37 protein-coding genes are annotated in these 26017 nt (G+C 60.9%); 26 read left to right on the top strand and 11 right to left on the bottom strand.

Annotated features, from left to right (window positions below; all coding sequences use genetic code 11):
- Positions 1 to 104: 104 nt before the first annotated feature.
- From ABEG21_RS26390 to ABEG21_RS26360, 7 genes are all read right to left on the bottom strand, one after another.
- Positions 105 to 521: a hypothetical protein gene (locus tag ABEG21_RS26390; protein ID WP_347558553.1), complete on the bottom strand. Its 417-nt coding sequence runs from the start codon at positions 519 to 521 to the stop codon at positions 105 to 107.
- Entirely contained in the window at positions 521 to 835 is a 315-nt protein-coding gene (locus ABEG21_RS26385; protein ID WP_347558552.1) for a hypothetical protein, read from the bottom strand. The genes ABEG21_RS26390 and ABEG21_RS26385 overlap by 1 nt, the downstream gene beginning before the upstream one ends.
- Positions 832 to 1287 (bottom strand): hypothetical protein, encoded by a 456-nt coding sequence (locus ABEG21_RS26380; protein WP_347558551.1) that lies wholly within the window; start codon positions 1285 to 1287, stop codon positions 832 to 834. Before ABEG21_RS26380 ends, ABEG21_RS26385 begins: the two co-directional genes overlap by 4 nt.
- A complete protein-coding gene (locus ABEG21_RS26375; RefSeq protein ID WP_347558550.1) occupies positions 1287 to 1805 on the bottom strand; it encodes a polynucleotidyl transferase in 519 nt (172 codons plus the stop codon). The genes ABEG21_RS26380 and ABEG21_RS26375 overlap by 1 nt, the downstream gene beginning before the upstream one ends.
- The gene (dnaB, locus tag ABEG21_RS26370) at positions 1802 to 3199 is read right to left on the bottom strand and encodes a replicative DNA helicase (RefSeq protein WP_347558549.1); all 1398 of its coding nucleotides are present in this window, start codon (positions 3197 to 3199) and stop codon (positions 1802 to 1804) included. The genes ABEG21_RS26375 and dnaB overlap by 4 nt, the downstream gene beginning before the upstream one ends.
- Positions 3196 to 4197 (bottom strand): hypothetical protein, encoded by a 1002-nt coding sequence (locus tag ABEG21_RS26365; protein WP_347558548.1) that lies wholly within the window; start codon positions 4195 to 4197, stop codon positions 3196 to 3198. The genes dnaB and ABEG21_RS26365 overlap by 4 nt, the downstream gene beginning before the upstream one ends.
- A 223-nt stretch (positions 4198 to 4420) precedes the next feature.
- A complete protein-coding gene (locus tag ABEG21_RS26360) occupies positions 4421 to 5524 on the bottom strand; it encodes a site-specific DNA-methyltransferase (RefSeq protein ID WP_347558547.1) in 1104 nt (367 codons plus the stop codon).
- Between the two features lie 318 nt (positions 5525 to 5842).
- Between ABEG21_RS26360 and ABEG21_RS26355 the strand changes: the two genes are divergently transcribed.
- A complete protein-coding gene (locus tag ABEG21_RS26355) occupies positions 5843 to 6361 on the top strand; it encodes a DUF4145 domain-containing protein (protein ID WP_347558546.1) in 519 nt (172 codons plus the stop codon).
- Between the two features lie 18 nt (positions 6362 to 6379).
- Positions 6380 to 6616 (top strand): hypothetical protein, encoded by a 237-nt coding sequence (locus ABEG21_RS26350; RefSeq protein WP_347558545.1) that lies wholly within the window; start codon positions 6380 to 6382, stop codon positions 6614 to 6616.
- Between the two features lie 11 nt (positions 6617 to 6627).
- On the opposite strand, the gene ABEG21_RS26345 is transcribed toward ABEG21_RS26350, so the two are convergent.
- Positions 6628 to 6816: a hypothetical protein gene (locus ABEG21_RS26345; protein ID WP_347558544.1), complete on the bottom strand. Its 189-nt coding sequence runs from the start codon at positions 6814 to 6816 to the stop codon at positions 6628 to 6630.
- A 3-nt stretch (positions 6817 to 6819) separates the two neighbouring features.
- Positions 6820 to 7209 carry an XRE family transcriptional regulator gene (locus ABEG21_RS26340; RefSeq protein ID WP_347558543.1) on the bottom strand — a complete coding sequence of 130 codons (390 nt, stop codon included), beginning with the start codon at positions 7207 to 7209 and terminating at the stop codon, positions 6820 to 6822.
- A 196-nt stretch (positions 7210 to 7405) separates the two neighbouring features.
- Between ABEG21_RS26340 and ABEG21_RS26335 the strand changes: the two genes are divergently transcribed.
- A complete protein-coding gene (locus ABEG21_RS26335; RefSeq protein ID WP_347558542.1) occupies positions 7406 to 7903 on the top strand; it encodes a hypothetical protein in 498 nt (165 codons plus the stop codon).
- Between the two features lie 17 nt (positions 7904 to 7920).
- On the opposite strand, the gene ABEG21_RS26330 is transcribed toward ABEG21_RS26335, so the two are convergent.
- Entirely contained in the window at positions 7921 to 8184 is a 264-nt protein-coding gene (locus ABEG21_RS26330; RefSeq protein WP_347558541.1) for a YdaS family helix-turn-helix protein, read from the bottom strand.
- A gap of 70 nt (positions 8185 to 8254) precedes the next feature.
- Here ABEG21_RS26330 and ABEG21_RS26325 point away from each other — a divergent pair, with 70 nt between their 5' ends.
- The 22 genes from ABEG21_RS26325 (at position 8255) to ABEG21_RS26220 (ending at position 24648) form a co-directional block, all read left to right on the top strand.
- Positions 8255 to 8626 (top strand): hypothetical protein, encoded by a 372-nt coding sequence (locus ABEG21_RS26325; RefSeq protein ID WP_347558540.1) that lies wholly within the window; start codon positions 8255 to 8257, stop codon positions 8624 to 8626.
- A gap of 748 nt (positions 8627 to 9374) precedes the next feature.
- Entirely contained in the window at positions 9375 to 9665 is a 291-nt protein-coding gene (locus ABEG21_RS26320) for a hypothetical protein (protein WP_347558539.1), read from the top strand.
- Positions 9666 to 9767: 102 nt separating this feature from the next.
- A complete protein-coding gene (locus ABEG21_RS26315; protein WP_347558538.1) occupies positions 9768 to 10004 on the top strand; it encodes a hypothetical protein in 237 nt (78 codons plus the stop codon).
- Positions 10004 to 10474 carry a zinc-finger-containing protein gene (locus ABEG21_RS26310; protein ID WP_347558537.1) on the top strand — a complete coding sequence of 157 codons (471 nt, stop codon included), beginning with the start codon at positions 10004 to 10006 and terminating at the stop codon, positions 10472 to 10474. Before ABEG21_RS26315 ends, ABEG21_RS26310 begins: the two co-directional genes overlap by 1 nt.
- Complete coding sequence (locus tag ABEG21_RS26305) at positions 10471 to 10662, top strand: hypothetical protein (RefSeq protein WP_347558536.1); 192 nt, start codon at positions 10471 to 10473, stop codon at positions 10660 to 10662. The genes ABEG21_RS26310 and ABEG21_RS26305 overlap by 4 nt, the downstream gene beginning before the upstream one ends.
- A complete protein-coding gene (locus ABEG21_RS26300; RefSeq protein ID WP_347558535.1) occupies positions 10662 to 11462 on the top strand; it encodes a PD-(D/E)XK nuclease family protein in 801 nt (266 codons plus the stop codon). Before ABEG21_RS26305 ends, ABEG21_RS26300 begins: the two co-directional genes overlap by 1 nt.
- Before the next feature lie 3 nt (positions 11463 to 11465).
- Positions 11466 to 12689, top strand: coding sequence for a hypothetical protein (locus ABEG21_RS26295; RefSeq protein WP_347558534.1), 1224 nt, complete (start codon positions 11466 to 11468; stop codon positions 12687 to 12689).
- A gap of 60 nt (positions 12690 to 12749) precedes the next feature.
- Entirely contained in the window at positions 12750 to 13328 is a 579-nt protein-coding gene (locus ABEG21_RS26290) for a hypothetical protein (protein ID WP_347558533.1), read from the top strand.
- Between the two features lie 92 nt (positions 13329 to 13420).
- Positions 13421 to 15265 (top strand): AAA family ATPase, encoded by a 1845-nt coding sequence (locus ABEG21_RS26285; protein ID WP_347558532.1) that lies wholly within the window; start codon positions 13421 to 13423, stop codon positions 15263 to 15265.
- A gap of 23 nt (positions 15266 to 15288) precedes the next feature.
- On the top strand, positions 15289 to 15906 hold the full coding sequence (locus ABEG21_RS26280; RefSeq protein ID WP_347558531.1) for a 3'-5' exonuclease: 618 nt from the start codon (positions 15289 to 15291) through the stop codon (positions 15904 to 15906).
- A 56-nt stretch (positions 15907 to 15962) separates the two neighbouring features.
- Complete coding sequence (locus ABEG21_RS26275) at positions 15963 to 16661, top strand: 1-pyrroline-5-carboxylate dehydrogenase (RefSeq protein ID WP_347558530.1); 699 nt, start codon at positions 15963 to 15965, stop codon at positions 16659 to 16661.
- Positions 16646 to 17077: a phage protein NinX family protein gene (locus ABEG21_RS26270; protein WP_347558529.1), complete on the top strand. Its 432-nt coding sequence runs from the start codon at positions 16646 to 16648 to the stop codon at positions 17075 to 17077. The genes ABEG21_RS26275 and ABEG21_RS26270 overlap by 16 nt, the downstream gene beginning before the upstream one ends.
- On the top strand, positions 17074 to 17355 hold the full coding sequence (locus ABEG21_RS26265) for a hypothetical protein (RefSeq protein WP_347558528.1): 282 nt from the start codon (positions 17074 to 17076) through the stop codon (positions 17353 to 17355). The genes ABEG21_RS26270 and ABEG21_RS26265 overlap by 4 nt, the downstream gene beginning before the upstream one ends.
- Complete coding sequence (locus tag ABEG21_RS26260) at positions 17348 to 18370, top strand: hypothetical protein (protein WP_347558527.1); 1023 nt, start codon at positions 17348 to 17350, stop codon at positions 18368 to 18370. Before ABEG21_RS26265 ends, ABEG21_RS26260 begins: the two co-directional genes overlap by 8 nt.
- Positions 18367 to 18828, top strand: coding sequence for a hypothetical protein (locus tag ABEG21_RS26255; protein WP_347558526.1), 462 nt, complete (start codon positions 18367 to 18369; stop codon positions 18826 to 18828). The genes ABEG21_RS26260 and ABEG21_RS26255 overlap by 4 nt, the downstream gene beginning before the upstream one ends.
- Positions 18821 to 19330: a hypothetical protein gene (locus ABEG21_RS26250; RefSeq protein WP_347558525.1), complete on the top strand. Its 510-nt coding sequence runs from the start codon at positions 18821 to 18823 to the stop codon at positions 19328 to 19330. Before ABEG21_RS26255 ends, ABEG21_RS26250 begins: the two co-directional genes overlap by 8 nt.
- Positions 19323 to 20375, top strand: a complete 1053-nt coding sequence (locus ABEG21_RS26245; protein WP_347558524.1) for a hypothetical protein — start codon at positions 19323 to 19325, stop codon at positions 20373 to 20375. The genes ABEG21_RS26250 and ABEG21_RS26245 overlap by 8 nt, the downstream gene beginning before the upstream one ends.
- Positions 20372 to 20587, top strand: coding sequence for a hypothetical protein (locus ABEG21_RS26240; RefSeq protein ID WP_347558523.1), 216 nt, complete (start codon positions 20372 to 20374; stop codon positions 20585 to 20587). Before ABEG21_RS26245 ends, ABEG21_RS26240 begins: the two co-directional genes overlap by 4 nt.
- Entirely contained in the window at positions 20584 to 22674 is a 2091-nt protein-coding gene (locus ABEG21_RS26235) for a DNA cytosine methyltransferase (protein WP_347558522.1), read from the top strand. The genes ABEG21_RS26240 and ABEG21_RS26235 overlap by 4 nt, the downstream gene beginning before the upstream one ends.
- Positions 22671 to 23075, top strand: coding sequence for a hypothetical protein (locus ABEG21_RS26230; protein ID WP_347558521.1), 405 nt, complete (start codon positions 22671 to 22673; stop codon positions 23073 to 23075). The genes ABEG21_RS26235 and ABEG21_RS26230 overlap by 4 nt, the downstream gene beginning before the upstream one ends.
- Complete coding sequence (locus tag ABEG21_RS26225; protein WP_347558520.1) at positions 23072 to 24001, top strand: phage Gp37/Gp68 family protein; 930 nt, start codon at positions 23072 to 23074, stop codon at positions 23999 to 24001. Before ABEG21_RS26230 ends, ABEG21_RS26225 begins: the two co-directional genes overlap by 4 nt.
- Before the next feature lie 113 nt (positions 24002 to 24114).
- On the top strand, positions 24115 to 24648 hold the full coding sequence (locus ABEG21_RS26220) for a J domain-containing protein (RefSeq protein WP_347558519.1): 534 nt from the start codon (positions 24115 to 24117) through the stop codon (positions 24646 to 24648).
- 217 nt (positions 24649 to 24865) lie between these two features.
- On the opposite strand, the gene ABEG21_RS26215 is transcribed toward ABEG21_RS26220, so the two are convergent.
- Entirely contained in the window at positions 24866 to 25459 is a 594-nt protein-coding gene (locus ABEG21_RS26215; RefSeq protein ID WP_347558518.1) for a hypothetical protein, read from the bottom strand.
- Here ABEG21_RS26215 and ABEG21_RS26210 point away from each other — a divergent pair.
- Positions 25458 to 25988 carry a hypothetical protein gene (locus ABEG21_RS26210; protein ID WP_347558517.1) on the top strand — a complete coding sequence of 177 codons (531 nt, stop codon included), beginning with the start codon at positions 25458 to 25460 and terminating at the stop codon, positions 25986 to 25988. The two genes, ABEG21_RS26215 and ABEG21_RS26210, sit on opposite strands and share 2 nt — an antisense overlap.
- The last annotated feature ends 29 nt before the right edge of the window (positions 25989 to 26017 follow it).

Here is a 26017-nt window from a genome sequence, read left to right as displayed (position 1 = left end):
TTTCCACTCAGCTACCTGAAGCACCATCTTCCGACGCCAACTCAGTCTGTATCGCGTATCACCGGTAAGCATCGTTCCTCCAGCGCCTCTGACATCTGTTTCATTCAATCCCATACGATCCCCCGCTCAGCGCCCCAGGCCTGCAGCTGGTTCAAGTACTTCGCCATGTCGCCGACCGATATCTCGCCGCGGGCGGTGGACCGGCGGCGCCGGTTGATCCGGTTGGTCCGCGGATTGACCCACTCGTTCATGCCGAGGAATTCCAACGCGAGCCGTTCGTGCCAGTACGGCGCCGGCCGGAACTCCCCGTCGTCGTCCGGGATGTCTTCGGCGATGCGCTTGAGGATGACGCCCCAGTACAGCGCGATCTGGCTGTCGTGGCGGTCGGCGTCGTAGGAAGTGACGATCACATGCAGCGGCTTGCCGCGCTCAATCGCCGGCGCGGCATTGGGACGGACCGTGTCGACGACCCGGGCCCAGACGTCCGGGCCGGTTAGCGTGAACTCGCGGTGTATCGCCATCAGTGAACGGTGTCCGGGATACGGTGGCCGATCGGCGTGTCGGTGCTCTCGCCCTCGGGCTCGCCGCGGATGGGCGTAAGCAAGTCGTCGTCGATCGCGTCGACCGTGACCCTCGCGCCGAGGGTCTCCGTCATCATCGCTTCGACGCGCAGTTTCTCGGTCAACAGCCACACTGTCGGCTCGATCAGTTTGCCGACCCGAACTATCTTGCCGACCATGGCACGGGAAACGGCGCAATCCATGCAGGTACAGCCGAGAGTCCCCGGATTTTTGGTAACGATTGCCAGTTCGCCTGGTTTGCATTTGACCGTCATATCCTCACCTCGTCGTAATAGCGCTCGACCATTCGAGACGCCTCCATCACCTCGCCGACCGTCGCCAGGCGAAGCTGGTCAGCACGAACGGCCAACGTCTCGCGAACCAGGCGCAGCGTATTGCCATCGAAGATCAAGCGGCCGGTCCGCTCGTAGCGCTTGGACATGACGCCCAACGCATAGCTCGCAGCTTGGATCGTCGGCTTGGCCTGGCTGCCGATGTCGTTGCACGCGAGCGTCCACGCTTGATTGATCGCCCGGCTCATAACGTCCCAATGCTCCCTGGTGCCCATGCCCTGGGCGATCATCTCCACTGCAGCGAGCGCGGGCGCATCCAGCTCGTCAACCTCTGCTTGGTCGAGCTGGGTTGACAGCGCGCGAACGCGGGAGATCGCCTCGAAGCTGCTCATGCCCTTCGGCGGCGTGCGGCGTTGAATGTATGGTCGGCCCATCAATCGCGCTCCTTGGTAATCGCATAGTCGAGAATGGCCAGTGCATCGGCGTGGTTGTCGTCTACCGGCCGGAAGCCCTTGGCGCGCGCGGCAAGGACCATCTCCTCCTTCTTCGCGTTGCCCTTCCCGGTCCAGTGCTTTTTCACCGTGCCCACGCCGACGCCGTACAGCCGGATCCGGTTGATGTCGCAGAAGATCTGCACCTGAGCTTCGAACGCGCCATAAACGTGTGCCGCCTGGGTGGCCGTGTGATTTTTGACGTCCTCGTAGTACACCGCGTGGATTTCCCCTGCCTGCTGCTTCAGGCGCGACAGGTGCGCGGCAAACTTCAGCCAGCGCTGCCCGCTGCGATCGGTCGACGACGCCGAGAAATTCGCGGTACCGCCCGTGATCACACCGTTGCCGTCCCGCAAAGCCCAGCCGCAGTTCGTGCCGAGATCAAGCGCCAGAATCGTGCGCGCGCCGCCGGCGCTCTCGTCAATCTGCGGCTCGTCCAGTTCGATCGCCATGTCGTTCATTCGTCGAATCCTTTCCGTTGTCGGGATGCCTGTACTTGGCGGCCGAAGGTGTGGCCCGGCGCCATGTCGGTAAATCGGGAGTACTCGCCCGCGAAACAAAGCGCGACGCGTCCGGTCTCCCCGTTGCGCTGCTTGCCGATGATCAGTTCGGCGATCCCCTTGTCCATCGTGTCGGGGTTATAGATCTCGTCGCGGTAGAGCATCAGGATGATGTCCGCGTCCTGCTCGATTTCGCCGCTGTCGCGCAGGTCGGAAACCAGCGGGCGCTTGTTCGGGCGCTCTTCGACCTTTCGCGACAGCTGGGACAGCGCGATCACAGGAACGCCGAGTTGCTTGGCCAGCTCCTTCAGGCCACGCGAATAGGAGCCGATCTTCTGCGTACGGTTGTCGGTCTTCTCGCCGCCTTCCATCAGCCCGAGGTAGTCGACGACGATCAGGCCCAAGCCGCCGGCTACGCGCTTTACTTTCCGCGCGCGATTGCGAATCTGCAGCAGCGTAAGCGCCGGCTGGTCATCGACCCACAACTGCCGTTCGCTCAGTTTCTGCACGGCGTATGTCAGGCGCGGCCAATCGTCGTCGTGCATCTTTTTGCCGTCCATCACGCGCGGCAGCGGGATGCCGCCTTCGCGCGCGATGCCGCGCTTGTGCAGTTGATCGCTCGGCATCTCGAGCGAGAACACCACAACCGGGGCACGCTGTGCGAACCGATCCGCGATGCACATAGCGAGCGTCGTTTTCGCCATCGCCGGACGCCCCGCGATGATGACGAGCTCGCCACCGCGCAAGCCGCCATTGAGCTTTGCGTCGAGGTCGATGAAACCCGTTGGTTCGGCCGCAGCGACGCTGCCGTGATACTGCTGGTCCATCTCATCGATGACGCCTGCCAACTGGTCTCGAATCAGCATCGGGCCCGCATCTGCATCGCCCGTTTCAGCGAGCTTCTCCAGCTTCTCCGATGCGACGTCGACGACGTCAGCCGCCGGCTTGCCGCGCGGGTTGGATGCATCGTCGATCAGCTCGCGCGCCACCGCGATCACGCCGCGCAGCTTTGCCCGATCGATCACGATCTCGGCGTATCGGGCGATGTTCGCCGCACCTGGCGTGTTAAGGGCCAGGTCCATGATGTACGGCAGGCCGCCCGCCTCCTGCGCCTTCCCTGCGTGCTGCAACGCTTCGAATAGGGTCGTCGGATCGACACCTCGGTCGGCCGTGATCAGGCGCTCGATGCACCGATACAGCTCGCGATGGTCGGCGCGGAAGAAATGCTCGGGGCGCAACTTGTCGCCGATCACGTCGTAGGCCCGGTTGTCGGTCAGCAAGGCACCGATGACGGACTGCTCCGACTCCAAGCTGTGCGGTGGCGCTTTGAGGTCTTCGGTGTCGACGGCACTCATGCAGCCACCTCACGGTGATACTTGTTTTCGAGGCAGTTCGTGAAGCCACTAGGCGACGTCAGGAAATCGATGTCCGCAAAAAACGGCGGCATGTTCGGTCGAGGTTTGCCCTTCCCGGTCAGGAAGTCGGACCGGGCGCACACCTCGAAAAACTTCCGCCAAGCCGCTATGCCATCGGCACGCGTCGCGTAGCCAAAGGGCTGGCAGGTCAGGCGCGCTGCTTCACGCCAGCGAGCCGATATCGTTCGTTTGCGTGCCTCGCTCAGCGTCTTAACCCTTGGGTTCTCCGGCATGAGCTCGTGGTATGCCGCGACGATCTCGTTGAACGGACAGGCTGGCAATGCATGCTGGTCGGACTCCCCGCTCGGTGGCGTTACCTTCCCGATCCTATGCACATTGCCAAGCAGGTCGACACCCGGCGCGTCAGCGTCGGAGTCGACAAAGGCGTTAGCCTCATCTTTTTTACTGTTACTGCTGCTGTTACTGCTACTGCTACTGTTACTGGCTTCCAAGGGGCTTGGAAGGGCCTTCGTAGCCCCTTCAGTTTTCGAAGATGACGCAGCGTCAAAAACACGCTTTTTCGACATATGGAAAGCTGCACCATATCGATCGTAAAACCTTGATAGAAAAGGATTTACGGGTAGCGCGTTGTATTCGTTTTGAACGCCGACGGACCGCTTGTCGGCAGCCGTCAACGACTCGCCGACTTGATATTTCGCCATCTCGTAGACCCAAACCATCTCGGTGGCCGGGTCGTAGTCGCAAAATCCGGCTTCGATGCAGCTTCGAAGCCCCTCCGAAGCCCCTTCCATGCCCAAACCTGTCTCGTGCGCCAAATACAAGACAGGCTGATAAAACAAGCCGAGCATGTTGGCGTGCGGAGACGTAAGCAGATACATCGCCGTGACTTGCGCGATGGGGCCTGCTGCCTTCAGTTTCTTGCCGGTCTCACCGATCCAAAACTTCGGACCGATCTTCCCGTATTCACGCATTCCCATCAGTCCGACGCTCCCAACGCTTTCAGGTATCCGTCGATGTGTTCGCGAATCTCCTTGGCCATGGCCACGTGAAGATCGACGCTGTGCACGCATCGCATACGTGCCACACGCTCCGTGATCTCAGAAAGCCGCCAATCCGGATGCTCCGGTGCCTTGGGTCGGATACGCTTGAACGTCGAGGGACACGGGAAGAGATCTCCCATGACCGTCAATGACCGGTTGCTCATAGCGCCGCCACCTGTTCGAGTTGCAGCGCGGATTGCCGTAGACGGTCGCGCTGTAGTGATTCATACGCGGGATTCAGCTCGCAACCAATGAAACGACGGCCGAGACGCTGCGCGACCTGGCCCGTCGTTCCGCTGCCAAAGAAAGGATCGAAGACGATGTCGCCGGGACGGCTACCGGCGAGCACGCACGGCTCGACCAGTGCCTCGGGAAAAGTTGCAAAGTGCGCCCCGTCGAACGACTGAGTCGGTATGGTCCAGACGCTGCGACGGTTCCGGGTGTCAACGAGATTCGCGACGGCCGCAGAGAACGAGGCGTTTTTTTTAGCGCGGGGTTTCGCGACTTTGTCGAAGCCGCGACCAAACCCGACGCCGGTACCACCGTAGCGCCCGGTCAACTCGCGATGCGCGCCCGGCCCGGTATCCCAGCCACGCGGCGCAGCCTTTGGATTCACGCCAGTGCCACGCGCATGCGAGCCGCCGGTGACAGGCTCCTGCATCGCGGCGAAGTCATAGAAGTACTTTTCACTTTTCGAAAGCAGGAACAGATACTCGTGCGCTTTCGTGCAACGATCACGCACCGACTCAGGCATGGGATTGGGTTTGTGCCAGATGACGTCCTGGCGCAGGTACCAGCCCGCGTCTTGAAGAGCGAACGCAAGTCGCCACGGCTGCCCCATCAGATCCTTCGGTTTCAGTTCCGTCCGCCACCGCGACCCAGTCCCGGTTTCGCGCCGCAGCGCGGATGCGATCTGGCGCGCGCTGGCAACGGAACGGCTAGCCATCTCCGCGTGCCCATTACGCCCTTGCGCGCCCCAAGATCCAGCGTAGCTGTCCCCCATATTGACCCAAGCGGTGCCATCGTCGGCGAGCAGCTGCCTGCACAGATCGAATACCTCGGTCAGCGTGTCGATAAATTCGCGCAAGGTCGGCTCATGCCCGATCTGGCCGTCGAGGCCATAGTCGCGCAGCCCCCAGTACGGCGGGCTTGTCACGATCGTCTGCACCTTCACGCCGTCAGCGATCATGGCGTGCATGGTGTTGCGGCAGTCGCCGAAGTGGCATCGATCCACCCACTGGGATCCCGGAGTCGCGGCTGTCATGGCTTCGTCGCTTCCGCCAAAAGCAAGCGCCCGATCAGCGCCAAGACGAACGCGTCTTTTCGGTCCGTGCTCTGGTATTCTTCGAATAAACGGCGGCAGGCATCCGCAGTCGGACCCGCTAGGTAAACGCCGATCCGTTCATCGAAAATTACAATGTCATTTCGGGGAAGCATGGCCACCTTCGCTATCAAATGTCCGCACTGTTTTCGGGACAACACATCCTTCACCGTTCGCGCATCGGTCCCCCACAGACCGAGGTCGCAACCACATCACACGCCAGTTGAAACATTTGGCACCTGCAACGCTTGTCACAAAGGCGTGACTGCAACCATTGAGTTGCCGTACGGATTTATCGATACCGCCGTAGAAAAACTGAATGGAGCAATTGAGTTGATTGTCGGGCTGAAGATCGGTAGCTGGGCTCCACGGCCTCCTGTCCCTGACGTCCCAGCTCATCTTCCAGATAACGTGGAACGCGCGTTCCGTCAGGCCGAAGAGATGCGCCTTGGCGGTTTTGCCGAGCCCTCGGGAAGCCAGTACCGGAAGGCCCTGGAACTCGCTCTCAAAGTCGTCGACTCGAACTTGACTGGGAATCTTCACAATCGAATCGGAGCACTTCAGAAAAGCGGAAAGTTGACCGAAACGATGTCGAATTTCGCGCATCGAATCCGCAGCCTTGGAAACGAGGCGACACACGAAATTCCCGAAACACCGGTCGAGGAAGTGCCCGACATAGCCATCTTCACCAAGCTGTTCCTGATGTACCAGTTCACCCTCCCCGGCATGCTGCCCGAGAAGAATGCCGCTCCGGATGCAGCCTCTCCACCTCAATCCTGATAGACGAAGGACGGCAACATGGAAGAACGAATCTCCGCCCTGGAAACGCAGATAAAATGTCTGCAGAAACAGGCCGAAGTGCGTCGAGCGGTCGTTTGCGAAATTCGACGTGCACTGCTGCAAACCCAACGCCAGGAAATTTTCGATCGAGCACGCCCCATCATGATCCAAGCGATGAGAGGACAATCCCACGAGGTTCGAGTCGCCATTGCCGAGGAGTGGGCAGCGCTGGTCCAAGATCCTATCTCCGGATAAGCCTGGGCTCATCAGTGTTTCTCCGCTTGCTCGGCATCGAGCATCAACCGGCCGGCCATATTCAAGGCGCGGTCGATGCGAGGTTCCAACACACAGCGCCGCAATAGGATTGCGTGCGCCTTCTCCTTGTTCCATCCCGCTTCTTCGAGCGCGGTGCGGGTCGCTTGGCGCGCGATCTCGAGCGCTTCGGCTTGATCCATTAATCAAGACCTCGCGGCGATCATTTCTTCCATGATGGTCAGGCGTGCACGGCGGCTGAGCCACTGGCTCACCGCGCGGTTGCCGACCGCTGCTTCAAATGCCGAGATCTTCTCCGCCGGCAGATCCGCACGACGCTTGCCCTTCCCGTCTTGCGCCAACGGATTGACGAAGTGCGTCACGTGCGGCGCGTAGAGATCGCAAACCTCGGCGAGACGGCTCTTCGTCATGCCGCGGTGCCGACGGTTTTCCCAGGCCAGCCACACGGCCGCGCGGTACGTGCTGCAGTTGGCGACTGCGTCTTCCGGGAGAAAGTCAGCGCCCTTGAGCGCTGCCTTCTCTTCTTCGATCGCTGTGTGCGTTGCCCGCGCCCGCAGCAGTTCCTGAACCTGCATCCCCGTACCTCGTGATTGAGAAAAACAATCGAATTACGACTTGAATTACAACTTGAGCACCGGGCCAAATGAAGGGGTCGGCAACAGCCAAACCCCTTAGAAAACAACCGTGTGCATCTCAAAATTGGCGGGAACCCACTCCGCACGTAGAATCGATGGCACCACACCGTCCGAAACTATCTGCTATGGGATTCCCATGAAGCTCGATCGCGACTTACAAAAAGCAATTCTTTCCACAGCTGCAGAGCGATACCCACGGTTTGCCGATGCCTCGATTGCGGAATTGGAACGCGAGCAATCGATGGATAGCGTTCACGCCAATCTCAACTACCTCGCTGAACACGGATTGCTGTTGATGAAAGAGCGTCAACACATCGGGCCCGGAGTACCGCTCCCCTACAACATCAAAATCACCGCGTCTGGGCTCGATTTCCTTGCCGACGACGGAGGTCTGTCGGCGATCCTCGGCGTTGTGACCATCAAGATGCACGAGGACACCATTAAGGGATTGATCGAAGCGCACATCGAAGCCGACACATCTCTTCCGCTGGAGAAAAAATCGAAGATGGTGGAAGCCGTTCGCGCGCTTCCCGCCAAAGCCGTTGAGAAAGTCGCGACCAAGGGCATTGAGTACGCGCTGGCGCATGGGTCCGATTGGATTCATTGGATCGCGCAGTACCTGCCGAAGTCCTGACTCAGGAGAGATCACCATCACGCCACCTCCCCGCCGACGGGCGCCGCGGCTGGCTCCTGTCCGGCGAGCTCGGGCCAGATTAGGTGCCAATCGTTCGGCCGAAGATCTTGGCGTTTGATAGCGCCCTGCGTTGCACTCTCGAATGCAACGCAACGCTCAGGCGAGATCGAAGCTTGTCCGCCGCTCATCTGGGACAGATAGGAGGGCGACACACCAAGTGCGGCAGCAAGTTTGCTTGCCGCTCCTCGGCCGCCCTGAGCAAGGTAGGTTTTGATGTCCATGCGCCGAGTTTAGTCATCACTAAACCGTCGGTCAAGTGATTACTAATTTAGAAGACACTAAACTCTCGTCATGGAAATTCAAGAATTCAGGCGCGCTCGGCTGAGGAAATGGCTCGAGACGCACTCGGCCCCTCAGAAAGAGAAAAGTTACTTTTCTCAACTCGCCAGTGGTTCCGCGTCCTTTGGGGAGCGGGCAGCGCGCCGCATCGAGCGCGCCTACGGTATGGGTCACCTCTATCTAGACGGTGACTTCCATGATGGTCAGGCTGTGGTTCTGAAGGCCGAACCGGCGCGAATTCTGAGCGGGCAAGCCGAACAGCTTATCGAAGAAATCAAGGCTGCGGATCACGTAGGGATCCCGCCGGAAGCGTTCTCAGCTATCAGCACGCTTCTGCGCCACATGAGTCCACCGGCATCGACGGACCGGGCTGCAGGCGATTAGCAGCAGTCTGTGATGATGTTCCAGTCATTGCATCAGCGAGTGGGACAAGCGACGAATCACGAAAGGCGTATCGACTGGTCGTTATCTTCTTCCCGGTCCGCAGTGACACGCCTTGCATTGCGCCTGACATTAGGCAGACGCCCCATCGGCTGAACTCCCCGCACCATTCTTCAATCACCACGGTTTCGCCAATAAGCGTGGAATCACGCGAATGGACTATGCGCGCCATGTCGCCTGGTCGGAACCGTAGCCCTGATGTTGTGGTGATGTCACGCGCCATGCTCCCTCCCGGAGAAGATCGGCGTCTTCAAGATACTGTATAGACATACAGTACCAGACCGAAGAAAGTTCTTCCAGTGGTTTACTTGCTGCGTCAGCAATAAGAAAAAAATACCGCTTAAGTAAAAAAGACCCCTCAGCCGTCCCGAAGCCGAAGGCAACTGGGAACGTACCAAAACAAACAAAAGTTTAGTTTTCACTTTACTTATCGTTTAGCGTTTACTAATATCCTCTCAACGCAGACGCAATCCCGCGTCGCAGCGATGAGAGGTCGAGATGGGACAGAAACACCAAAAGCGCACTCGCGCCGAGATCCTGGCGAAGCGCGAAGACTTCACCGTCGTCAATTTCCGAGGCGGCCGTGTCCAGATCGCGACGCATCCGGTCGCTAGGTCGCGGAGCAAGTACGTGCCGCACTTTGGCGCGAAGCAAGCGCACAAGCTCGCAACTCGCAGCTGGTGATCAGGCCATGGAACCCATCCGCAAGTTGATCAGGGCGTCCGGCGAAGAAAGTGCGCTGCCAGGCCCGGTGAGCATCGCAGAGGTTGAGCGCCTGATCGGTGCCGGCCCGCTCGATAGCGTCATGCTTCGCGACCGCAAGCACGTAATGCTTCTCGACGACCTCGGCATCAGCAAGGGTCTGCCGGCGAACAAAGAAGCGACGCGTCTCTATCACGAGGTCTGCGCTCCCGGCACCACACACCAAATCCTTGGCGATGTGGTGATCGTTCCCGACTCCGATTTTGCGAGCGACCACTGAGCGCCATGGATCGCGTCGATTTCCTTCTTTTCCAGACGATGTGCGGGAGTGCCTCCACCGTTTTCGTCGGACTCATCGCCCTTTTCATCTGAGGAGTACGCCATGCAAACACCGTCGAGAAATATGGACCTACGCCACGTCGTCACCAGCGTGAAGCTGCCGCCCGCCGAGCGCATCGCTGCTGAGATGCATCACACGGTCTGCCGCAACCGCGCCGAGCTCGTGAAGGCCCGCCGCTACGCCGACGGCAAGACGCCGCGCGTGCAAATCGGGCGCTTCTACCTGCCGCGCAAGGTTCGCGGAGCGTTCGCATACGTGTCGGTCGGGAGCCTCCAGTGATGCGCCCGAGCCAATCCAAGCGCCCGAAGATCACGCCGAGCAATCCGTGCCCAAAGGCGATCGCCCGTGTAAAGGATCCGCTGCCGGTACCGGCCAAGTGCCCGAACTGCAGCGGCCGCGTCGAACTGGTGGAGAACCGCGCGATCTACGGCAAGCCGTATGGCCGCTGGCCGTACGCGTATCTGTGCGCGAACCGGACTTGCGACAGCTACGTCGGCATTCATCCGCGCACCGATATTCCGCTGGGCACGCTCGCGAATAAGGCGACGCGCGCTGCGCGCAAGCGGGCCAAGGGTGCTTTCGCGCCGCTGTGGGAGTCCGGCGAAATGACGCAGGACGACGCATATGCGTGGTTGGCCGGCGCGCTGGGCATCACGCCGGTTGGGCATTGCCATGTGGCGTGGTTCGACGTTGCGATGTGTGAGCGCGTGGTCGCGGCGGTCGAGGCACGCAAGGCGGTGACGGCATGAGCGCCATTCCATCTCGTTCAACGGGCCGCGCCGCGCGCGCCAGTCGCACGACCGTAGCCGCCGCCGTCCTGATCGGCATCGCCATCGGCGCGATCGGCACGATCCTCGGCCTGGGCATCCCGGTACTGATGGAGCGCGCCGCGGCTGACGCTGCTATCCACCGTGCGTCTCAGCAAGGAGATGCGTAATGAGCAACATCACGATCCGCGCGTCGGCATGGGGCGGCTTTTTCGACTGCGCGCACAAGTTCGAATGGGAACACCTGCTCAAGCACCGCAAAGCGGCTGGTCTGCGTGCGCTGCTAGGCACGGCCGTCCACGCTGGCACCGCTGCATTCGATCAGGCGCGCTTGCAACAGGCGCCGATTCTCCCGGACGACGCGGCCGACGCTTTCGTGGAGTCGCTGCGCACCCCGGAATACGACGTCGACTACAAGCAAGACGACTTGAAGTTGCAGGAAGCCGAACGCATCGGCCTGACGCTGGTGTCACGGTATTGCACGACGATCGCGCCTCAGTTCGATTTCATCGCCGTGGAAATGGCGCTCGAACCGTTGGTCATCGACTGCGGCGGCGGCACGACGGTAACGCTTACGGGGACGATGGACCGGGCGCGCGTTGCCGCGACCGACGATGGCGTCGTGATTCCGGACGTCAAGACCGGCCGCGCTGTGGTCAACAAAGATGGCGTGAGCACGAAGGCCCGCGCGCCGCAGCTCGGCACCTACCAGTTGATGTACGAGAACACGGCCAAGGAGCCGACGGTCGGCTCGCAAATCATCGGACTTGGCACGACGGCGGCGGCGCCGGTAGGCGTCAGCCACGTCTTCGACGCACGCACGGTGATGCTCGGCGACGGCGAGCAGCGCGGCCTGATTCAGTACGCAGCCGAGATGTTTCGTGCCGGGATGTTCCCGCCAAATCCGTCCAGTCCGCTGTGCAGCCCCAAGTACTGCGCTCGCTGGTCCACGTGTCTCTTTCATTCATAAGTCATGAACGCACCCGCTCAAACTCGCACCCTGCAAGACGTCGCTCAGCCGCCGGCGCGCGGATCCAGCGCATCGGATCTAACGATCAACATGTTCAGCGCTGCCGGCTTCGAACTGGCGCAGCGCCTGGCCCGCGCTTACATGACGTCCAATGCGGTGCCGATGCCTTTCCGCTCGGTCATCACCAAACGCCAGAAGGTAGGCGACAACTACGAAGACGTGGAGGTCGAGAATCCGGCTGCAATGGGCAACTGCCTCGTTGCGATCGAGACCGCGATGGCTGTCCGCATGTCGATCACGGCCGTGATGCAAAACGCCCATGTGATCGAGGGTCGCCTGACCTGGTCCGCGCAGTACAAGATCGCCGCGATCAATGCGTCTGGGCGGTTCTCTCCCTTGCGTTTCCGGATGACGCACAAAGGCCGCATCAAGGCAAAGTACAAGGAAAAGGGGCAGTGGAACAAGCAGAACCGCAAGTACGACATGATCGAGAAAGAAATCGACATCAACGATATCGAATGCGTCGCGTGGGCCTATGTCATGGAACGCGGCCGCGCCACATCTGAAATTGTCGAGGGTCCACCGGTAAGCATGCTGATGGCAGTCGAGGAAGGCTGGTACAGCAAGCCGGGCAGCAAGTGGCAGACGTCCATGAAGGACTTGATGCTGACATACCGCGCTGGTTCCTTCTTCGGGAACATCCACGCACCGGACGTCGTCATGGGCATGGGTCGCACGAGCGAAGAGCTGCACGACACCATCGACGCGGAGACGCTGCCCGACGGGTCCCTTGCCGTTGACATTGATCGGCTGCGCGAACCGGTCGCTGCCGGCGCGCGTGCACGCTCCACCCGTCGACCAGCTGATGCGACCGACGTCGAGCACCAGGCAGCGCCGGCGGACGAGACGCAGGCACCGCAGTCGCAAACGGATACCCCCAGTGGAGAGGCGCAAGCCCAGGCGGGTGGCATTCCGGCGCAGGCTCCGACATCGGCCGGTCCCGCAATCACTGCAGATTCGAGCTACGACGAGATCGCGAATGCGCTTGAAAAAGCCAAGAGCGTCGCTGAGCTGGATGTGATCGCTCCCTTCATCGGCGCCTTTGGCCCCGACGATCAAGACGCCCTTTATGGCATCGCAAACGATCGAAAGTTCGACATCGAAACTGCCACCAAGCAGCAGGAACGACCACAGCGCGCCCGCGGCAACCGCCCCGCCGTCGAGTAACCGTCACCCACTTCTCCGGAGGATCTACGCATGTTCTCACTGCAACGTCGTCGCGCAAAAATGGCTGGCTTCAACGCTCGTAAGGAAAACCACGGCGACGAGCTCGTCCTGGCCTGCGACCTGAAGTTCACCGTCGAGATCAGCAACGACGAACTAGCTGAATTCTCGCCGACGCTGAAGGCGTCGCTGTATCAGCGCGACGACTCCAGTCGGAACTACGAAGTCGTCGATATGCCCGATCACCTGACGCAGATCAAGAATCCGCAGATCAAAAAGGTGAAGTGGGAAGTCGAATATCCGCAGGCGCGCTACGTCGTGCACCACGGCATTGACGACCGGAACGACACCGTCTTTGGTCTCGCGAAGATCGGCAAATTCGAGATCGAACCCAAAGAAGGCGGCACGTGTGTCGTCGGATATCGGGTTCAGACCCACCCGACCGAAGAACAAGTCGCCCACCTGGCGACGTTCCTCGGCGAAGAAGTCTACGTGACGCTCGATCCGGACGGCGGCGACGATCCCGAGGATCCGGACGACGCATCCTACAACGGCGGCGACAGCAACGACGGATACGCACCGTCCGAGCCGGAGAAGCCGAAGCGTACTCGCAAGAAACGCCAGATGGACCTCGTCGAGTAACCAGTTCAACGGGCGCCCCGACTCACCCAGGTATGAAGCGCTGCGGCGCGTGAATCTACCAGTCGTTCGGTGCCCACCACATAAGCCAAGCCATGAAAATCCAGCACATTCGCATCAAGAATTTCGTCGGCGCGCGTGACATCAATCTCACCCTCGAGACGCCGATCGCTCTCTTCGCCGGCCTCAACGGCGCCGGCAAGAGCAGCCTGCAGGAAGCGGTGCGCGCGGCGCTAACGGGCGATGTCGAACGTGTCACCACAAAAAAGACGCACGGCGCGCTCATCGCTGACGGCGAAAAGCGCGCAAGCGTCGCGCTCGGCACGGACCATGGCTATGCATCGCTCGTGATCACGCCGTCCGATACGAAGTGGGAAGGCTTGGCGATCAACATGGACGCGCTGCCCTATGTGCTCGACGCATCGACGTTTTCGCGGTCCGACGCCGCGACGCGCCGCACGTTCCTGTTCAACCTGACCGGGCTGTCTGGCACGGCCGACGGCGTCCGCAAGCAGCTGCTGGATGCCGGTGCCGACGAAAAGCTGATCGAGGGCGTGGTTCCCCTGCTCCGCTCGGGATTTCCGGCCGCTTGCGACTACGCCAAGGAACGCGCGAAGGAATCGAAAACGTCGTGGCGCACGGTGACCGGCGAGACGTACGGCGAGAAGAAGGCCGAAGGCTGGGAAGCGGATGCGCCGCTGTTCGACGCGCGTAAGCTGGACGCGACCAAGGTGGATCTGGCCAGCTGCGACGAACGCATCGGTGAGCGCAACAAGGAACTCGGCGTCGCCGAGCAGAAAGCGGCCGCGTACTCCAAATGGCAGGCGCAATCGTCCGGTGGCGCCGAGGCCGCAGCACACGTCGTGCGGTGCCGCGCGAAGCTGGAAACCGACGAGCAGCACTTGGCGAAGGCCGAGTCTGCACTGATGGACGCCACGCAGCGCGCCGGTGCCGCCCCGCGCGTGGGTCTCGTGCACGACCTCGCCGCTGGCCTGCTCACCTTCATCGCGCTGTCCAACAATTCGGATGGCGTCACTGGCCTAGGCGCCGAAGGCGACGTTACCGAGTGGAACGATATCGATGGCGTCGGCCAGGCCGACGAGGCATACCTCGCCTACGTTAAGCAATACGGCCAGCCGGGCGCCGCCGGCGACAACCAGGCGCGCGAGCAATTGCCCGAACTGACTTCGGCCCGCGACCTGATGCAACGCGCAGTAGCCAATTCGAAGCGCGATCTCGCTTCCGCTGAAGCCGCTGTCGCCGCGCTTGAACTGCAAGGCGACGTCGAGAAGATTACCCAAGACGAGGTCGATGCGATCGAGAAGTCGCTGGAGGCGGCGCGCCGTCAGCGTACCGAGCTGCTCACAACACTGAATGCGCTGAACCAGGACAAGGTCAAGGCGGACGTCGCTGACCAGAAGACGAAGGATGCCGCAAAGCACCATAGCGACGTTGCGGCGTGGCTGCTCATCGCCGAACAGCTCGCTCCGGACGGCATTCCGGGAAAGATGCTCGAGCAGGCATTGAAGCCGATCAACGCCCATCTGAGCGCCTATTCGAAGTCGAGCGGCTTCCTGCCGGTCACGATCGAAAAGGATATGGCCATCACCTCCGATGACAGGCCATACGCCCTCCTCTCGGAATCCGAGAAGTGGCGTGTGGACGCGATGATCGCCGTTGCAATCGCTCACCTCTCCAAGCTCGGCATGGTGACGCTCGATCGTGTCGATGTGCTTGATCTCGAATCCCGCGGCGACCTCCTGGAGTGGCTGGACGAACTGGCCGAATTCAACGATATCGAGTGCGCGATTCTCTGCGGAACCCTCAAAGCCGTGCCCGCCGTACTGAACGAACCGGACCGCAGCCAATGGCTGCAAATCAGCGGGTACTGGATCCAAGAAGGTGTGATTGTTCATGCCGACGCAGTAGCCACCGCTTAACTTCAAACCTGGAAAACACTTAGATGAAACCCTTGATCGTGTTCGATGTAGAGACCAATGGTCTCCCCGACTTCAAATCGCCGTCCGACGGCCCTGGCCAACCGCACGTGACGCAGCTTGCAGCCGAGCTGTTCGACGAAGATACCGGCGACGTCCTCTCCTACATGGATTTCCTGATCAAGCCGGAAGGCTGGACTATCCCGGAGGATCTCCAGCAGCTGACCGGGATCACGATGGAACGCGCGACGCGTTTTGGGATCCCGATCGCTGACGCGCTCAAGGTCTTCATTCCGATGTGGCAGCGCGCCGTAATTCGGATCGCGCACAACGAGAATTTCGATGCACGCATGATCCGCATCGAAATGTTCCGGCAGTTGGACCGCGATGATCCATTCCATGACCAGTGGAAGTCCGGCCCCGCTTTCTGCACACAGACCAAGTCGACCAAGATCATCAACCTCCCGCCGACGGAAAAGATGAAAGCGGCGAAGCGTTTTCACGCGAAGTCGCCGAACCTCGGCGAGGCATACGAGTTCTTCTCGGGCAAGAAGCTCGAAGGCGCGCACAACGCCGCAGTCGATATCGCCGCGTGCAAGGTCGTGTATCGCGGCATCCAGGCGCATCAAGCAGTGCCGGCGTAAGGCGTCCGCGCCATCCACCTCATCCGCATCGACTTCGAGACCTGGAGCACCGAACTGTGAAGGAACTGATTGAAAGCCACTTGAGCGTCGTCGACGAGTCGCCGGCGAAGAACATCGCCAAGGCGATCGGTATGCCCGATCTCGAAGTCTCGCGTGAGCTGAACCGCATGATCGCCGACGGCGTGGTGGAGCGTGCAAAGCGCGCCGGCGGCGGCAATGAATACATGTACTGGCTGACTCGAAAGGCGCCGGAAAAGAGCCTTGCGGTAGCAACAGCGCTCGATACGGATCCGGACTTCCATCCCGTCGATCTGCCGCCGACAGATGTTGCGCCGTGGTCCGCCGGCATTGACGACGTGGTCGACGCTGAATTTATGCCGTCGCCAGATGTCGAGCCTTTGATGGCGGCCGGCGACTTGGCTCCATTGCTCAACATTCTCGGTCATGCAGCTCCGTCGCCGACGACAGTGGCGGACTGCATCGAAGCGGCACGCACTGTCATGGCCCGACTGGAGAGGCTGCGCGCCAACAATGCCGATCTGGAGCGTCGCATCGACGATCTGACGAACGCGTGCCCGGCGCTGCCGCCGCTGTACGTCACGATGGGGAGCACCGCTCCCGCGCGTCGCCATACGGCCCTCGACAGTGCTCAGCGCCGTGCCAAAGCCTTGATCAAGTCCGGCAAGGAGGACAGCGTCTTGGTGCTCGTGCCGCACGGGAAGATGAAGCGCGGAGCGGAATGGAGTGCGCTGTGATGAAAGTCTCTGAGTTGACGGGTGCAGTGCTTGATTATTGGGTATCGCGATGCGAAGGAAATTCACCCGCATTTGCAACTATGACCGCGAAAGTCACGCCATTTTCGAGTGAATGGGAATATGGCGGTCCAATTATCGAGCGCGACCAGATCTATTTGTCGCCGCCGCACGACGCGCACTACTACGGCGGTCCGAACCACGGCTGGAAACGCCATGACGATTGGTCTGCCACCGTGTCCGCTCGCACGCGAACGCTGCCACCGAACGAAATGCAGATCACCTTGAGAACGGGCGGCGGCGTCGGGCGCGGCCGTGGCGAAACGCCCCTGCTCGCCGCGATGCGCGCCAAGGTTGCCAGCCATTACGGCGACGAGGTGCCGGACGAACTGTCAACGTCGATCGGAGGTGCTAAGTGACATCCCGCACTTTCAGCCTGAACTTCAACATCGACGGCTTCACCCGGAACGCCGCGTACCCACGCGATTACGAGGGGATGCTGCGCGACGGAAATGGCGTCGCGTTGTCTCCTGCGGAAGCGCGAGCCCATCTGGCGATCGAGAAAGCCAAGCGTCGCAAGGTGATCCCGTGCAGCGCCGAGTGCCGCATGCCCTGCAAGCACGCCGGCTGCCCCGGCTTCGACTACAAGGGGCGCGGCTGCGGCGGCCGGCCCACCAAGGAGTTTGACCGTGTGTAATCAAGAAACCATGGAGCAGTTCTCCGCTCTCCTCGAAGCCTACGAAAACGTTGTGCTCGCCTGGACGACGAAGGATGGCAACACCGAGATTCTGCCGGCGCGCGATGCGCTGCGGGATTTTGTTGTCTCGCTTGCGACTTCTGTGTCCACCACACAGCCGGTTGTCGACGAACGCGCCGCCTTCGAGAAAGGTCTATCTGCCCGATACGTGGCGCCTAATCTGACCCGCAACGGCGAAGCCTATGAAGACTTCGACATACAGGGCGCTTGGATGATCTACACGGCTGCGCGGCGTGCCGCTGGCGTCGCGCCTTTGATCGACTACAAAGCGATGTACGAAACAGCCGAGCGCCTGCGAGTCGAGAATTACGAAACGATCAAGCGGATGCAGGCCGAGCGCAATGCTGCCCCCATACCAACGAGTGCCTTAGGCCTTTTTGAAGCGCGGACGGGATACATATGGCATTTCCGCTATCGAAAAAAGGGCACTGACGCTTGGGAGGAGGTTGATTACTCAACCTACGCAGGAACGCTTGGGCGCGGTGATTACGAGCATTCAGTAATTGGCGGACCTGAGGCTCCCGTGCAAAGCGAGATACATCCGGACGACATAGCTATAGATTCTTTTGCAAGGGCGCTGAGAGCAAAAATGGCTGAGTCGCGAGCCAAAGGTCGTTCCGGATGGGAAGAATGCCCGACGGATGATCTCTCTTACTTCCTGCGCGAGCATGTCGAGAAAGGAGATCCGCGCGATGTTGGTATCTATTGCGCGATGCTCTATTGGAAGCGCTCGTCGATCGCTGGACCGGCGACCGGCAAGAAGACGCCCGTCGCATGGACATCGCAAAAGCAACTTGATATCGGAAAGGGGATGCCGGCCACCGCGGTGAACATGGTTTGCTCGCCTGGCCGTTTCAGTGGCGGCATTCCGTTGAGCGGGCCCCATGCTAGCGAATTCGTTGGCGAGGTATTCAACATCGCCCTCTATGCGGACCTGAACGGTGGTGCCGCATGAGTGACTTCGAGAAAATCGACTACGCAGGTGTTGTGCTGATTTGCGACGCGCACGGGATCGACTTGCCCGTCGATTGTATCGACGCGACCGTCGAGATCGCAAACCGCGCTATCGCGCAACTCGTTACTCCCATCCTCCCCGATGCGCAGGCGGTGACGGATGAAGATGCAGCGTTTGAGGCTTGGGCGAAAGAATGGTGGTTCCATAACTCGAACGAAGAATGTCACGCAACGGATGTGCTCACACACGCGAAGGACGCCTGGAACGCCCGTGCCGCCCTATCCGCCGCTGCGGGGGATGACGTCAGATACGAGGCTGTCGGCACCGTTGCTGCAATGCCAGGGACTGATGGCGGATTCACGATGGCTACTTTCTCTGGCAATGCGATGCCAGTCGGATCAATCGTATATCGCAAGAACGCTATCGCTGCTGCGAGCAATGGGGATGGTCATGAGTAACGACGATCGTTTCGTCATTTCGGTCATGCGTGTAGACGAGCGCCGAGCGCTTATCGACGAGGCGCACGCCGCGCGCATGCGGTTGCCAATCCGTGAAGCGCGTGAATCCGCCGTCCTGTCTGATTTCCTTCGCCTTGAAGAAGTCACCTGGTGCTGGTTCATTCACGACCAGTGCGGGATCCCCATTTGCAGAAGCTGGCCGCGGGAAAAGGCCGCTGTGCCTACGCACCACGTCGAGTTTCGCCAGTGCTGGACCGAAATGGTCTGCACGGAATGGCAACCAATTCCCGAAATAGCCGAGCCCACGGCCGGCGCGTTGACTGAGTATCTGCGCGGCATCTTCGGCGAAGATCCGCAATTACATCCGGCCGGCCTTGAACAGCGGGTCGTCGAGGACGACCGAGGATATCAGTACCGCTTCGTCACGATGCCAAAACTGAAATTGCCGACACGCATCGAGATCGATCGACTCGTTGCACAGATGGAGATGCACCATGAGTAACGATGCTATGCGGGAAGCGCTGGATCGCATCAAGGCGCTCGTTGTCGGGCCGCGATACCCGCGCTGGGACCGCGACGACCAAGTGACGCACATGCGCGGCATGATCGCTGACCTTTGCGATTCCGCTCTTGCCGCGCTCGCGCAGAGCGAGGCTAAGTCGACGGCAGAGCCTGAATTGTTCGGTCAAATAATTCCATCTGGAGCGATGATGTGGTTTGCTGCGCCCGATAAACGCGCCGACGATTTGATGGCAATCTCTGTTGGCGGAAAAATGATTGCTAAAAGTCATCGTGAACTGGATTGGCAGATGTCAATGCCCAGCGTCGTCCCTGCGCAGAGCGAGGCGAAGCCGGTGGCGATGCTGACGTTTAATCGAAAACTTGGCACCTATGGCTCCGCTTACGATTCGCGCGACACGTATCGCGCCTATACGTACCACCATCAGCCAGGGAACGTCGCTGCCAGCCGTTTAGGCGGCGCGTGCGTAGCCGCTATCGCCGTTAATGCAGGCGATAGCATCGATCGTGGGCTGGGCCTACTCAAGGAATTGCAGGCGAGCGGGTTCGGTGTATTTGAAATCGCACCCAGCGCTGCCCTTGCACAGCCACCGCAATGCGCCATGGGTTGCGATAGCACATGTGTGGCATCGAGCCATATCAATTCGCCGGAATGTAATGCTCGCGCCCCTGCTGGAGCGGATTCGCCTGCCGCTGCTGGAAACGCCGCGTATCACTTTGTCGGCAACGCTGGGAGCTTTAATAACAAGCACGTGCAAGGCATGACCGGGAAACTTTGGCCGGAGTCGGAAGTGCCAATTGGGGCCGCGCTCTTCATTCACACGGCCGATTCGCCTGTTGCTGTGACTACTGGAGCGAACGCGCCCGACCCAGTCGTTGAACGGTTGGAGGCATTGGTCGAATCCTGGGAACACTTCGGCATCGGCAAAACGGTAGCCGAGGTGCAAATGGACTATCAATCGTCAGTCGCGCTTTCGATTGACGATATGCGAGCCATCCTGAAGATCGCCAAGCGAGGTGCGGTTTGAACCAAGACGAATTGATGCAAGCGCTCGCCCACGCGCTATCCCAGACGCTGGGGCCAAACGTAGGTTTTGTGCTGCTTACTGCCAATTTCGGTCAAATCGGCGGCGGCCGTGTGAACTACATCAGCAACGGCCGGCGCGAGGACATGGTCGCGATGATGCGCGAGTACTTGGCGCGCGTCGATGGCAACTATCACGAAGGTGGCAAGGCATGACAGCACACATCAACCCCATCCCGATGGAGATCCGTCACGCGCACCTCTTCTGCGGCCTGGGCGGCGGCGCCAAGGGCTTCAACAAAGGTCGCGCCCGCGTCGGCACCATGGAAGCACGTCCGCGCTGCATTGGCGGCTTCGACATCGACCCGCGCGCAATCGCAGACTTCGAAAAACTGTCCGGCGTGCGCGGTACCGTAATCGACCTGATGGACCGCTCGCAGTACATCGCCTTCCATGGGAAGGAACCACCGGCAGGCTGGCGTGAAGCGACGCCGGCGGATATCCGGCGCGGTCTCGGCAACGAGCGACCGCACGTCTGGTTCCTGTCGGCGCCGTGCAAGGGCTTCTCCGGCCTGTTGTCCGAAACGCGCAGCAAGACCGACAAATACCAGGCGCTCAACCGCCTGACGCTGCGTGGGATCTGGCTGGCCCTCGAAGCGTTCGTCAACGATCCGGCCGAGCTTCTGATCTTCGAAAACGTGCCGCGGATTGCGACGCGCGGCCGGCACCTGCTCGACCAGATCATCGCTCTCCTCGAGCGCTACGGATATGTCGTTCGCGAGACGACGCACGACTGTGGCGAACTAGGCGGTCTCGCGCAATCCCGGAAGCGTTTCCTTCTCGTGGCGCGGCATATCGAAAAAGTACCGCCCTTCCTGTATGAGCCGGAAAAGAAACGCCTGCAGCCGGTAAGCGCCGTGCTGGGCCGTATGCCTCTGCCGGGTGACCTGGCCGGCGGCCCGATGCACCGCGTCCCGTCGCTGCAATGGAAAACGTGGGTGCGCTTGGCGTTTGTCGAAGCGGGCAAGGACTGGCGCTCGCTGCAGTCGCTGCGCGTGGCCGACGGCGTGCTGACCGACTTTGCCATCGTACCGACCAGCGACTATCACCGCGGCTACTGCGGCGTGCGACGCTGGGATCAGCCAACCGGGACGGTTACCGGCCGCGGCACGCCGAGCACGGGCGCCTTTGCGATCGCGGATCCGCGCGGAGCTGCCGACGCCGCGGAGTACTCCCAGTATGGTGTGCTCGAGTGGGATAAGTCGATGGGCACGGTGAGCGGCCAATCGGCGCCGGGCGGCGGCAAGTATTCGATCGCAGACCCGCGCCACACTGGACCGGCAAAGCACAGCAACGAATATCGCATCGTGCCGTGGGCCGATGCCGCTATGGCGGTGACGAGCGCGCACGGTACCGGGCAGTGCGTAGCGGACCCGCGTGGAGGCAAGGAACCTTCCGAGCTGCACGGAAAGTATCACGTGACGCCGTGGGATGACGCCTCGCGCACCGTCATCGCCGGCAATGCCAACGGGGCTTTCTCGGTAGCGGACCCGCGGACGGATTGGCCCGATTCGGCGCACGGCAGCAAACTGGCTGTCACCGGGTTCGAACAGCCTTCCAAGACGGTCACGGGTGCGCGCTTCGGCAGCGGCGCACTCAGCGTTGCGGATCCTCGTACAGGCAAGACGACGCACTCCGGATTCGGCGTTCTGTCGTGGGATGCCACGGCCGGCACTGTCGCGGGGGAGTCGTTACCGTCGAACGGCTCGATGTCGATCGCCGATCCCCGCCCGAATCTCGTGCGTACCCGTGGCGACGCCTACTTGACCGCCGGCCACTATGGCGTGTGCGATTGGGACGCGCCGGCGGGCGCGGTGTCGGCGGCGGCCGGGCATGACAACGGTCGTTGGTCGGTGGCAGATCCACGCGAGGCACCAATTTGCGCAGATCCGCAAAATGGTCTCGCCGCTTTGCCCGCTGCCGGCGACAAGCTGATCTGCCGCATCATCGCGCGCGACGGCACTTGGCACCGCCCTTTCACAACGCTCGAGCTGGCCGCGTTGCAAAGTCTGGTCGACCCGGAAGAGCAACTGGAACTGGACGGCCTATCCGATCAGGATTGGCGTGAACGAATCGGCAACGCCGTGCCGTCCGACGCGGCGCAAGCGGTCGCCGACACGATGTACACGACACTGCTGCTGGCCTGGTCCGGCGAGACTTTCATGCTGAGCTCGCAGGCGATATGGGTGCGACCGGTGGCGATGGCGTTGACGCTGCCAAACGCGTATGGAGCAATGCAATGAGCGAATACATCATCGTCTGCGTGAAAGATTCGATCAAAGAGCGGCACTTCATCACGCTCTGGCGACCAAACAACTCGGGCTATACCGCTGTCATCGACCGGGCCGGACGCTATACCGCTGAACAGGTCATAGCCAGACTCGACTATTACAACGACGGAGACAACGTAGCCGTGCCTGCCTCGCTGATCGCAGGGCTGGGAGTGCAGTCGCCGGCGCGGTGGTTCGATTACCCGGGCGCATGCGTCCTGAGTACTCGGGAGAACTGGGCGCGCATCAAGGCGGAGGTCATCGCGCGCCCGGCAAATCGGATCAAGCCGGAGCCGGTCGGAAAACAGGCGCTCGCCCTGTTGAATGCGCGGTATGCAAACGATGGGATGACCCGAACGGGGGTGCCGGCATGAGCGAGAACAGCAAAATCGAATGGTGTGACCACACGTTCAACCCCTGGGAAGGATGCCAGAAGGTTGGCCCCGGATGCGACCACTGCTACGCAGAGACGCGCAACGCGCGGTACGCGGGCGGCACTGCAGTTAATTGGGGGCCGGGCGCCCCACGTCGGCGAACGTCTGTCGCCAACTGGCGCAAGCCGCTGGCGTGGAACCGGAACGCGGGTCTCTTCTACGCGCAGCATCAGCGCCGGCAGCGCGTGTTCTGCGCCAGTCTGGCCGACGTGTTCGATAACGAGGTCCCGCCATTCTGGCGTGCCGACCTGCTCGACCTTATCGAACAGACGCCGAATCTCGACTGGCTCCTCCTGACGAAGCGCATCGGAAATGTGCGGAGCATGGTGCGCGAGGCCCATGGTGATCGAATGGATTTCGACCACTTTGGCTCGTCTTGGCTGCCCGACAACGTCTGGCTTGGCGCCACGATCGTCAACCAGGCGGAAGCCGATCGCGACATCCCGAAGCTGCTGGCCGTGCCGGCGCGCGTGCGGTTCCTGTCGATGGAGCCGTTGCTGGGACCTGTCGACCTGGAACGCCCTATGCCCGGACCGGATCTCGCTCAAGGCGGCGGCGGCATGATTTGCCAACCTTGGATGATTCAGAGCGGCATCGACTGGGTCATCGTCGGCGGCGAGAGCGGGGCCAACGCGCGCCCGATGCACCCGGGCTGGGCGCGCGCGATCCGCGATCAGTGCTCTGCCGCCGGCGTGCCGTTCCTTTTCAAGCAAAACGGCGAATGGGTGTCCGTCAGCGAGATTGCCGGCCCCGGTGAGCACTTCTACTTCCCGGATGGCGCGACGGTGCGCCGCGTCGGGAAGAAAGCTGCCGGCCGCACGCTCGACGGTACGACGCACGATGGGTTTCCGGGAGCTGTAGCATGAACGCATATCCACTATCCTGGCCAGAAGGCTGGAAGCGCACCTTCGACTACAAGCGGATACCCGGTCGATTCGGCCGTAAGACACGAGGTGGCGCGTATTCGTCCACGCAGTCGTTGACGGTAACCGACGGCGTGCAGCGCGTGCTCGCGGAGTTGCAGCGCTTCGGCATTGACCGGCAGGACGTGATCGTGTCAACCAACGTGCGCACGCGATTGGACGGTCTGCCCCGCTCTGGCGAGCGCGAGCCGGCTGATTCCGGCGCCGCGGTGTATTGGCAGGAGCGTACCGGCGCGCGGCGCGTGATCGCGATCGATCATTACATCAAGGTCGCAGACAACCTCGCGGCAATCGCTGCGACGCTCGATGCCATGCGGTCGATCGAGCGCCACGGCGGCGCCAGGATCCTTGAGCGCGCCTTCACTGGCTTCACCGCGCTGCCCGGCGCCACTGCACCCAGTTGGCGTGATGTGTTCGGGGTGCCTCCCGACTGCCACGACATGGCTGTCGTGCGCGCAGCGTATCGGCGCCGCGCCAGCTCAGCACACCCAGACAAAGGCGGCAGCAACGACGAGATGGCGACGTTGAATGCGGCGTTGCGAGATGCTTCAACGGAGTTGGGCAAGCCGATCGGGGGTGAAGGGTCATGAGCCTCGTACGCAACAACCTAATGACCCGCGAAGGGTATTCCCCTTACTGCGGGAAGGACCGGTGCCCCTACAGTTGGCCGCGTACGTCGTGGAATGGCCAACAATTTGAGTGCCGCTGCGGATGGGTGTCGGAGTTCCCGACTGACTTTATCGCCAATTTCAAAGCAAAGTGGGGCAAGTGATGCACGCCGGTACATACGACGATCCCGGCGCCTTTCTACTCCCATTCTTTGATCGTCCGCGCTTCGTTCTCGAACTGCTTGAGATCAAATTTGAGATGGTGAATAACGGTAACGAGGCCATCCGTTGGAATTTCTGTGATCAGCAAACCGTCGCGCGTTCGGGCTTCTTCCGCGCTTTCAATTTCTGCGTACAGATTTTCCATGTGATGACGTGCTCGGATGCATATTTTCACAACTTCTTTTGTCGGCAGCTCGTGAAGGTGGATTTTCGAGAACTCCGAAACCAGGTTTTTCACTCGCGGAAGATGAACTCGAAATGTCACCATTTCCGACGCATTGATTACGTTGGTATAGGAATCGACAAGCTCGTTCGCGGCCTCAAGTCCGGCTTTTACAATCTCGGAAATAATGCCAACTTGCTCAGCCTTCGCCAATCTCTCGTCGTTCCGCTTCTGCGCTTGCTGCCAAGCAGGGACACCTACAGCGATACCAATAGCGATCGGTGCAAAAAAGGCTTGGACCCAGGACGCCCAACTTGAACTGTCCGTTGGATAGTGGGCAAAGAAAAGATAGACCAAAGCGGCGATTAACATCAAAGCCAATTGCGGAAAAACATGCCATTTGATCATGAAAGAACATCCGATTTTATTTTCACGCGCTATGGTGCGCGCCATTCTTGACGGACGCAAGACGCAGACGCGGCGCGTGATCAAGGCTGCCAGCGTCGCTGACGCTTCCACCAATGGCGCTCGAGCGAGTTGCTGTCCTTACGCGACCGGCCAGCGGCTGTGGGTGCGGGAGACATGGGCGCAGCCAGTTCTCTTGGATCCTGGCCCGACCTTCTACCGCGCCGACTATCCGGCGTGCGTGCCCGCGCACTACGAGAACGTGCCGCCGGCGGAAGCCATCACGTGGAAGCCGTCGATCCACATGCCCCGCGCGCTCTCGCGAATCACGCTCGAAGTTACTGACGTGCGAGCGGAGCAGTTGCAACAGTGCACTAATGGCAACGCTTGGGCGGAAGGATGCCCGGAAGAAGAAAACTGGCCGCTCGACTGGTACCGCGCGCTGTGGGACTCCCTCAACGCGGACCGAGGTCATGGATGGGACGCGAATCCGTGGGTTTGGGTCGTAGCGTTCCGGCGGGTGACACCATGAAGGCGCTGTATGCAGAAGGGACTCTCAGC

Origin of the sequence: Robbsia sp. KACC 23696, assembly GCF_039852015.1 — a bacterium.
GTDB lineage: Bacteria > Pseudomonadota > Gammaproteobacteria > Burkholderiales > Burkholderiaceae > Robbsia.
Note: the sequence above shows the minus strand (reverse complement) of the source record. Positions and strands in the feature narration are given on the sequence as shown.